The following is a 9,762-nucleotide window of genomic DNA, read 5'->3' on the forward strand; positions in this document are numbered from 1 at the left end:
CCGAATCCCGGGTTTCTACACGGGGCCGGGCACAGTCAGTCAGCAGCACCGCGCACTCTAGTCCCCCATGCTCACTGTGCACTTGAACAGGGGGACTCGATCCGGTCATCGCTCGCGCATCCACCGGTCCATCACCTCGAGCAGATGATCGGGATCGACCGGCTTCGTCACATAGTCGGATGCCCCCGACTCGATCGCCTTCTCGCGGTCGCCCTTCATCGCCTTCGCGGTGAGGGCGATGATCGGCAGGCCGGCGAACTGGGGCATCCGGCGGATCGCCGTCGTGGTCGCGTACCCGTCCATCTCGGGCATCATGATGTCCATCAGGACGACCGTGAGGTCGTCGTGCTGCTCCAGGACCTCGATGCCCTCGCGACCGTTCTCGGCGTACAGCACCGACAGGCCGTGCTGCTCCAGGACGCTGGTGAGCGCGAACACATTGCGGATGTCGTCGTCGACGATCAGCACCTTCTCGCCCTCGAAGTGGAAGACGCCCCTCGGCCGGCCGGACGCCTCCTCACCGCGCGCGGCCCAGGGCTCCTGGACCTGGCCCTGCTGCCCCGACAGCACGGGCCGCTGCCCGGCAGAGGGCAGTGACCTGCGGCGCCGCCTGAAGAGTGCGGCGGCCCCGTTCTGGGTCTCCTGGTACGACTTGACCTCGGCGGGCGTCTCCGCAGGGGCCCCGTCGTCGACCTCCGCGGGCAGCGCGAGCGCTCCGTTGTCCATCGCCGGCGCCGCGAGCTGCGGGTAGCCCTGCGGCGGCAGTTCGCTCGCGTGCAGTGGCAAATACAGGGTGAATGTGGAGCCCCGTCCCGGCTCGCTCTGCGCATGGATCTCGCCGCCCAGCAGCCGCGCGATCTCCCGTGAGATGGACAGCCCCAGTCCCGTACCGCCGTACTTCCTGCTCGTCGTGCCGTCCGCCTGCTTGAACGCCTCGAAGATCACCCGCATCTTGCTCGCCGCGATACCGATTCCGGTGTCGGTCACGGAGAACGCGATCAGATCGGCATCCGCATCCCGTAGCGAGCCCGCCTCCAGGAGCTGCTCCCGGATGGCGACGGGCACGTCCGCGGCGGCGGGCCGGATGACCAGTTCGACCGCTCCGGAGTCGGTGAACTTCACCGCGTTGGACAGCAGGTTGCGCAGCACCTGGAGGAGCCGTTGCTCGTCCGTGTGCAGCGTGGCGGGCAGTTCGGGAGAGACGCGTACGGAGAAATCGAGGCCCTTCTCAGCCGTCAGCGGACGGAAAGTGGCCTCTACGTAGTCGACGAGTTGGACCAGAGCGATGCGCGTCGGCGATACGTCCATCTTCCCCGCCTCGACCTTGGAGAGGTCGAGGATGTCGTTGATCAGCTGGAGCAGGTCGGAGCCGGCTCCATGGATCGTCTCGGCGAACTCGACCTGCTTCGGGGTGAGGTTGGAGTCCGCGTTGTCGGCGAGCAGCTTGGCGAGGATGAGCAGCGAGTTGAGTGGCGTACGCAGCTCGTGCGACATGTTGGCGAGGAACTCGCTCTTGTAGCGCATGGAGACCGCGAGTTGCTCGGCGCGCTCCTCCAGGACCTGCCGCGCCTCCTCGATCTCGGTGTTCTTGACCTCGATGTCGCGGTTCTGCCGGGCCAGCAGCTCGGCCTTCTCCTCCAGTTCGGCGTTGGAAGCCTGGAGGGCCTTCTGCCGGTTCTCCAACTCGGCCGACCGCTCCCTCAGTTGCTCGGTCAGCTCCTGCGACTGCTTGAGCAGCACCTCGGTCTTGGTGTTGACGGCGATCGTGTTGACGCTCGTCGCGATCATCTCGGCGATCTGGTTGAGGAAGTCCTTCTGGATCTGCGTGAACGGCTGGAACGACGCCAGCTCGATCACCCCCAGAACGGTCGCCTCGAAGAGCACCGGCAGCACGATGACATGCGCCGGAGGCGCCTCACCGAGCCCGGAGGCGATCTTCAGGTACCCCGGCGGCACATTGTCGACGAGAATCGTCCGCTTCTCCTTGGCGGCCGTCCCGATCAGCGTCTCTCCGGGCCGGAACGACGTCGGCATGGACCCCATGGAGTAGCCGTAGTGCCCGAGCATGCGCAGTTCGTACGAGTCGTCGCCCGCGGCGCCCACATCCTTGCCGTCGTCCAGCGGCATCGCCAGGAAGAACGCGCCGTGCTGCGCCGAGACCACCGGAGTCAGCTCGCTCATGATGAGCGAGGCCACGTCGGCGAGGTCGCGCCGGCCCTGCATCAGACCGGAGATACGGGCCAGGTTGCCCTTCAGCCAGTCCTGTTCCTCGTTGGCGATGGTGGTGTCGCGCAGGTTGGCGATCATCTTGTTGATGTAGTCCTGAAGTTCCTGGATCTCGCCGGAGGCGTCCACGTCGATCTTCAGGTTGAGGTCACCGCGGGTCACCGCGGTCGCCACGCGCGCGATGGCACGTACCTGCCGGGTCAGGTTCCCGGCCATCTCGTTCACCGACTCGGTGAGGTCCCGCCAGGTGCCGTCGACGTCGCGTACGCGCGCCTGGCCGCCCAACTGCCCCTCGGTGCCCACCTCGCGGGCGACGCGGGTGACCTCTTCGGCGAAGGACGAGAGCTGGTCGACCATCGTGTTGATGGTGGTCTTGAGCTCCAGGATCTCGCCACGCGCATCGATGTCGATCTTCTTGGTCAGGTCGCCCTTGGCGATGGCCGTGGTGACCATCGCGATGTTGCGCACCTGGCCGGTCAGGTTGGACGCCATGCCGTTCACGGACTCCGTGAGGTCCTTCCACGTACCGGCGACCCCCGGCACGTGCGCCTGACCGCCGAGGATGCCGTCCGTGCCCACCTCGCGGGCCACCCGCGTCACCTGGTCGGCGAACGAACTCAGCGTCTTCACCATCGTGTTGACGGTGTCCGCGAGCTGGGCGATCTCGCCGCTCGCCTCGACCGTGACCTTCTTGGTGAGGTCGCCGTTGGCCACCGCTGTCGCGACCTGGGAGATGTTGCGCACCTGACCGGTCAGGTTGTTGGCCATCACGTTCACGTTGTCGCTCAGGTCCTTCCAGATGCCCGTGACACCGGGCACCCGCGCCTGTCCGCCGAGGTTGCCGTCCGTGCCCACCTCACGGGCCACCCGGGTCACCTGCTCGGCGAAGTTCGACAGCTGGTCCACCATCGTGTTGACGGTGGTGACGAGTGCGAGGATCTCGCCCTTCGCGTCGACGGTGATCTTCTTGGACAGGTCGCCCTTGGCGACCGCCGTGGTGACCTCGGCGATCTGCCGCACCTGGATGGTGAGGTTGTTCGCCATGAAGTTCACGGACTGCGTGAGGTCCTTCCAGGTGCCGGAGACACCCTGCACCTCGGCCTGGCCGCCGAGAATGCCCTCCGTGCCCACCTCACGGGCCACCCGCGTGACCTGCTCGGCGAAGTTCGACAGCTGGTCCACCATCGTGTTGAGGGTGTTCTTCAGCTCCAGGATCTCGCCGCGCGCGTCCACGTCGATCTTCTGCGACAGGTCACCCCGGGCCACCGCGGTCGCGACCTGCGCGATGTTGCGCACCTGAGAGGTGAGGTTGCCCGCCATGCCGTTTACGGAGTCGGTCAGGTCGCGCCACACACCGGCAACGCCGGGCACCTGCGCCTGTCCGCCGAGTCGGCCATCCGTACCCACCTCACGGGCCACCCGGGTCACCTGCTCGGCGAAGGCGCTGAGCTGGTCGACCATGGTGTTGATGGTGTTCTTCAGCTCCAGGATCTCGCCGCGCGCGTCGACCTCGATCTTCTGCGACAGGTCACCGCGCGCCACCGCCGTCGTCACCTGGGCGATGTTGCGCACCTGGGACGTCAGGTTGCCCGCCATGAAGTTGACGGAGTCGGTGAGGTCCTTCCAGGTGCCGCTGACGCCGTCCACGCGCGCCTGACCGCCGAGCCGGCCCTCCGTACCCACGTCACGCGCCATGCGCGTCACCTGGTCGGCGAAGGTCGACAGCTGGTCCACCATCGTGTTCACGGTGTTCTTCAGCTCCAGCATCTCGCCGGAGACGTCCACGGTGACCTTCTGCGACAGATCGCCGGTGGCCACCGCCGTCGTCACCTGCGCGATGTTGCGCACCTGACCGGTGAGGTTCCGGAACGCGGTGTTGACGGAGTCCGTCAGGTCCTTCCAGGTACCGGCCGCGCCCGGCACCTGCGCCTGGCCTCCCAGCTCACCCTCGACACCGATCTCCCGCGCCACCCGCGTGACTTCGTCACCGAAGGACGACAGCTGGTCCACCATCGTGTTGACGGTGTTCTTCATCTCCAGCATCTCGCCGGCCACATCGACGGTGACCTTCTGCGACAGGTCACCGCGGGCCACCGCCGTGGTCACCGAGGCGATGTCCCGCACCTGGGTGGTGATGTTACGGAAGACCGTGTTCACCGAATCGGTGAGGTCTTTCCACGTTCCCGCCGCGCCCGGCACATTCGCCTGACCGCCGAGCCGCCCCTCGCCGCCGACCTCGTTGGCGACCCGGGTCACCTCGTCCGCGAACGTACGCAGCGTCTCGGTCATCTGGTTGATCGTCTCGGCGAGCTGCGCCATCTCCCCGCGCGCCGAAACCGTCACCTTCTGCGACAGGTCACCGTTGGCGACCGCCGTCGTCACCTGCGCGATCCCGCGGACCTGGGCCGTCAGATTGCCGGCCATAAGATTCACCGAATCGGTGAGGTCCTTCCACACACCGGCCACACCGGGCACCTGCGCCTGACCGCCGAGCTCGCCCTCGGTGCCTACCTCACGCGCGACTCGCGTCACCTCGGAGGAAAACGAGGAGAGCTGGTCCACCATCGTGTTGACGGTGTTCTTGAGCTCCAGCATCTCGCCCGCCACGTGAACCGTGACCTTCCGGGACAAGTCACCCTTCGCAACCGCCGTTGTCACGAGCGCGATGTCACGCACCTGAGCCGTCAGCCGGTACGCCATCGTGTTGACCGAATCCGTGAGGTCCTTCCACGAACCGGACATCCCGCGCACACGGGCCTGGCCGCCCAGCTTGCCCTCCGTGCCCACCTCACTGGCCACGCGCGTGACCTCGTCGGTGAACGTGGACAGCTGGTCGACCAGGTTGTTGACCGTACGACCGACCTTCAGGAACTCCCCGCGCAGCGGATGCCCACTGCCGTCCGGGGCCTGCGCCCGCAGTTCCATACGCGGCGACAGATCACCGTCGGCCACCGCGGACAGCACCCGTCCGACCTCGGACACCGGGCGCACGAGATCGTCGACCAGCGCGTTGGACGCGTCGATCGCCGAGGCCCAGGATCCCTCACAGACGCCCGTCTCCAGGCGCTCCGTGAGCTTTCCCTCGCGGCCGACCATGCGCCGTACGCGCGACAGTTCGCCCGTCAGATGCAGATTGCGGTCGGCCACCTCATTGAAAACCGCCGCGATTTCGGACATAACGCCGTCGCCGGACACGGTCAGCCGCTTGCGGAAGTTCCCGTCCCGCATCGACTCCAGAGCCACGAGCAGTCTGTTCAGCGCAGCGGTGTCCACCTCGGTGGTTCCGTTGCGCGGTTTACGCTGGTTACTCAGGGACTGTCCGCCTTTCGCGCGCGCTTTGTCGCCCCGCGTCGCTGCGCCAGACTCCACTGTGTCCCTCCCGCAAGGGTCGACCATTACTGCTCGGGGTGTTCGAGTAGTGCACTGCGTGTTTGGACCATCTCTTGCAGCTTGCCCAGTGTTTCACCGTGCCTGAACCAGGCCATAACAGTTCGGCAGCTTCGCACATCGTCCGCACACACCCTCCTGGACGGAAACACTGTGGTGACCGGCATCCGCATGGACGGCGAAGGTAAGTAACCTTGCATGCGGCTGTCCAGCCACACCGGTCCGTCCGGCCTGGGCGGTGGCACGAGCACGAGCGGGCAGGCATCGGAGGGGCGGCCTCACCATGACCACCGGAGTGCATCCTGGGGGACAGCCCCAGGATCCCGGACCGACAGGCAACCGCTATCTGCCGCGGCAGGGGCGAGTCGGCCACAAAGCCCTGCCCGAAGAGACCCGGACAAGGAGTGCTGTGATCACCGCTCGCGCGGCCGCCAGCTTCGACCCCGTCGGACGGTCCGTCGCAACCGCTCGGTCCTTCGTCCGTGACACCCTCCAGGGCTGGGGTTTCGGTGACATCGTCGACGACGCCGTGGTCCTCACCAGCGAACTCGTCACCAACGCCGTGGTGCATGCGGGCACGTCCGCCGATGTCCTGTGTCTGCGCACCGAGGACGGCGTACGCATCGAAGTAGCGGACCGCTACCCGGAACGAGAGATTCCACTCCAGGCGGCGGCCGTCAACATGGGCAGCCCGGACCGCGAGGGTGGCCGAGGCCTCCAGCTGTGCGCGGCCCTGGCCGCCTGCTGGGGTGTCGAGTACACGCCCACCCACAAGCAGGTCTGGTTCCAACTCGACCTCCCGGACCGCCCGGTGGGCACGCGTGCGGCCGGCCCGTCGCTGCCCGCCGACCTCCTACCCCTCGCCGACGGCCGCGTACGCGTCGCCGTCGTCCAGATCGACCGCTCCGGCGCGATCTCCGCATGGAGCGAGGACGCGGAGGAGCTCTTCGGGTACGCCGCCGAGCAGGTCATCGGCAAGCCGCTGACCGACCTCGCGGCCTGGCCGCACACCCCCGGCACCAGCACCGGCATCGCCGAAGCCCTCCAGCTCTCGCGTTGGGAGGGCAGTTACGGCATCCGCGGTGCCAACGGCCGCGTGACGCCCGTGTACGCCTCGCATCTGCGCGTCCGCGACACGGGCGGCGAGCCCTCCACCGTCTGTCTCCTCGTACGGGATCACGAGCGCGCCGTCCTGCAGACTCCCCTGCGCGTACCCGCCGCTGACTCGGCGACCCTCTCCGAAGGCGGCCAGGGCACCGACCCCTTCGAGGTGTTCATCGGCTCCCCGGCACCGGACGACCTCGACGGCCTCCTCCAGCGCACCGTGGAGCGCGCCCGCGACATGCTCGACGGCGACTCCGCCTTCCTCCTGCTGGCCACCGACGACGAGACCGAGCTGGAGGTACGGGCCTCCACCGGGCTCCCCTCCGCCCGCCAGCGCTTCGCTCGCGTCCCCGTGGAGGCAGGCCCCGGCCGGTACGGCTCGGCCCGGATGCCGGCCGTCCACGACGACCTCACGGCCGTCCCGGGCGCCGTACCGCTGCTGAGCGGCACGGGCATGCGGTCGGTCGTCACGGTCCCACTGAAGGTCGAGGGGCGCCTCACGGGCTCGCTCGGCGTCGCGGCCGAGTCCCCAGCGCGGTATTCGAACGAAGAGGCCCTGCGCCTCCAGTTCGCCGCCGACCGCATCGCGCTCGCCGTCGAATCGGCCCGCCTGGGCGAGCTGGAGCGTCTGCGCCGGGGCTCGCTGTCCTTCCTCGTAGAGGCCTCCGACCTCCTCGCGGGCACCCTGGACCGCGATCAGACACTGGCCCTCATGGCACAGATGACGGTCCCGACCCTGGCCACCTGGTGTGCCGTCTACACGATTGCCGACCAGGCCTCGGACCCGTATCTCTCGTACGTCCTGCATGAAGACGAGGAGCGCATCGACGGCCTCAAGGCGCTCCTCTCCAAGATTGCCCCTCCTGACCCGGTCCCGACCCCTGGCGCCCGCGTCTGGTCGGCCCCCGCAGAGGCGGCCCACGAGGCGGCCCTGCGCACCTCCATGCGCAGCCTGGGCCGCGGAGAGCCCGCGACGGTCAGCTCCGGCATCGGCACCACCCTCGCCACGGCCTCGGCGGTCGGCGGCGAGACGGTCGTACTCCCCCTGGTGGCCCGCAATCGCGTCATCGGCATGCTGACGCTCGGCAAGCCGACGGACGAACACTTCCGTCAGGAGATCCTGGAACTCGCCGAGGACCTCTCCCGCCGGGCCGCCCTGGCCCTGGACAACGCCCGCCTGTACTCCGAGCGCATGGCCATCAGCCAGTCCCTCCAGCGCAGCCTCCTGCCGCCAGAACTCCCGGTCATCGAGGGCGTGGAGGTCGAGGTCATCTACCGCGCGGCAGGCGAGGGCAACGAAGTCGGCGGCGACTTCTACGACGTCTTCCCGATCCGCGACGGCGCGTACGGCTTCGCCATCGGCGATGTCTGCGGTACGGGCCCGGAGGCCGCCGCCGTCACAGGCCTGGCACGTCACGCCCTCCGTCTCCTCGCCCGCGAGGGTTTCGGCGGCCCGGCCGTCCTGGAGCGGCTCAACTCCGCGATCCTCGACGAGGGCGCCCGCAGCCGCTTTCTGACGCTCCTGTACGGCGAGTTGTGGCCCCAGGAAGACGGCAGCGCCGTCCTGAAGATCGTCTGCGCCGGCCATCCCCTCCCGCTGCGCCTGCGCCAGGACGGCACGGTCGAACCGGCCGCCGAACCGCAGCCCCTCCTCGGCGTGATGGACGACCTCGAGCTGTACGAGCAGACAGTGACGCTCGATCCGGGCGATGTCCTCCTGTGTGTGACGGACGGCGTCACCGAACGCCGCGAAGGCACCCGCATGTTGGGCGACGACGGCCTCACGGACGTCCTCACCACCTGCACGGGCTTGACTGCCGGCGCGGTCGCCGCCCGCATCATGCGCGCGGTCGAACGCTTCGCCTCCGATGCCCCGTCAGACGACATGGCGATCCTGGCCATGCGCGTTCCGGGCCTCCACAAGGACTGACTCAACAGCTGACGCGCTGAAGTGCCAGAACAAGTCCCGGCATACGAAAAAGGCCTCCGCCCGATCGGGCGGAGGCCTTTGCTGTCAGAGCCCCCAAACGGAATCGAACCGTTGACCTTCTCCTTACCATGGAGACGCTCTACCGACTGAGCTATAGGGGCCTGTCGCGCTCTCAGGATTTCCCCGCAGGCGACGGCATAGATCATACCCCGAACAGCAGAGTGCTCCCACCATCTTCGACGCCGGGCTCGGCTAGAAGGCAGGCTGCAACAACCCACCGAGCGCATTGCACGCGGACACCATTCGATGCATCTCACGTTTCGTCAAAGCAGCATCCACGGGCAGCGCCAGCGTCTCATCGGCGGCGCGCTCTGTGTCCGGCAGATACACGTCCCGCCGGAACCCGGGCATACGGTGCACAGGCGTCTTCACCGGCACCCAGCACTCAACTCCCCTGGCCCGCACGGCCCGTGCGAAAGCGTCCCGGTCCGGCCGCCCATTGCCCGGCACCCGCACAACGTACTGCTGGTACGTGTGCCCCACGCCACCCTCCGGCGTCCGCACCCCGCTCAACCGCCTGTCCAGATACGCGGCATGAGCCCTGCGCTGCTCGACCTCGTCGTACGGCGCCTTCGACTCGCTCCACTCCAGCACCAGGAGACCATGCCTCTGCCCAGCGCGCCGCAGCCCCGCGAGGTCAGCAGACCGACCGAAGCGGTGTACGGCGACGACAGCCACCGTCCGCGGCCCGACGACAGCATCGACGGCGGCGGCATCAAGGCAGTACGTGGCCGGGTCGATGTCAGCGAACACCGGCATCGCACCGGTCAGGCTCACGGCCTCGGCGACCTCGACGTTCCCGAACGCCGGCACGATGACCTCGTCACCAAGTCCGACGCCCGCGGCCCTGAGCATTCCTACAGTCCCCATGCCCGGGATGCTTCTCGCGCAACGTGAACGCCAAGTGACGCACAACAAAAAAGAGCTGGTCCCCAAACCGAAGTTCGGGGACCAGCTCTTTCAATTTTTGTTCGGCGGTGTCCTACTCTCCCACAGGGTCCCCCCTGCAGTACCATCGGCGCTGTAAGGCTTAGCTTCCGGGTTCGGAATGTAAC

At 67.8% G+C, this 9,762-nt stretch carries 3 protein-coding genes, 1 tRNA gene and 1 rRNA gene; 1 reads left to right on the forward strand and 4 read right to left on the reverse strand.

Features of this window, described 5'->3' with window-relative positions; all coding sequences use genetic code 11:
* Positions 1-105: 105 nt before the first annotated feature.
* Positions 106-5,595, reverse strand: coding sequence for a HAMP domain-containing protein (locus ACFYO0_RS40270; RefSeq protein ID WP_388686384.1), 5,490 nt, complete (start codon positions 5,593-5,595; stop codon positions 106-108).
* A 301-nt stretch (positions 5,596-5,896) separates the two neighbouring features.
* Between ACFYO0_RS40270 and ACFYO0_RS40275 the strand changes: the two genes are divergently transcribed.
* The gene (locus ACFYO0_RS40275) at positions 5,897-8,647 is read left to right on the forward strand and encodes a SpoIIE family protein phosphatase (RefSeq protein ID WP_388686386.1); all 2,751 of its coding nucleotides are present in this window, start codon (positions 5,897-5,899) and stop codon (positions 8,645-8,647) included.
* Positions 8,648-8,735: 88 nt separating this feature from the next.
* Here ACFYO0_RS40275 and ACFYO0_RS40280 read toward each other — a convergent pair.
* The 3 genes from ACFYO0_RS40280 to rrf all read right to left on the reverse strand — a co-directional run.
* A tRNA-Thr gene (locus ACFYO0_RS40280) sits at positions 8,736-8,808 on the reverse strand.
* Between the two features lie 91 nt (positions 8,809-8,899).
* Positions 8,900-9,562: a DegT/DnrJ/EryC1/StrS family aminotransferase gene (locus ACFYO0_RS40285; RefSeq protein WP_388686394.1), complete on the reverse strand. Its 663-nt coding sequence runs from the start codon at positions 9,560-9,562 to the stop codon at positions 8,900-8,902.
* 114 nt (positions 9,563-9,676) lie between these two features.
* Positions 9,677-9,762: ribosomal RNA gene (gene rrf, locus ACFYO0_RS40290) — 5S ribosomal RNA — on the reverse strand; the annotation flags it as partial.

The organism is Streptomyces sp. NPDC006365, from assembly GCF_042870755.1.
Taxonomy (GTDB): domain Bacteria; phylum Actinomycetota; class Actinomycetes; order Streptomycetales; family Streptomycetaceae; genus Streptomyces; species Streptomyces xiangluensis.

What these genes read in the sequence shown, in the direction of transcription:
- ACFYO0_RS40275 (WP_388686386.1), top strand. Translation starts at nt 5,897, where the DNA reads ATGACCACCGGAGTGCATCCTGGGGGACAGCCCCAGGATCCCGGACCG.
- ACFYO0_RS40285 (WP_388686394.1), bottom strand. Translation starts at nt 9,562, where the DNA reads ATGCTCAGGGCCGCGGGCGTCGGACTTGGTGACGAGGTCATCGTGCCG.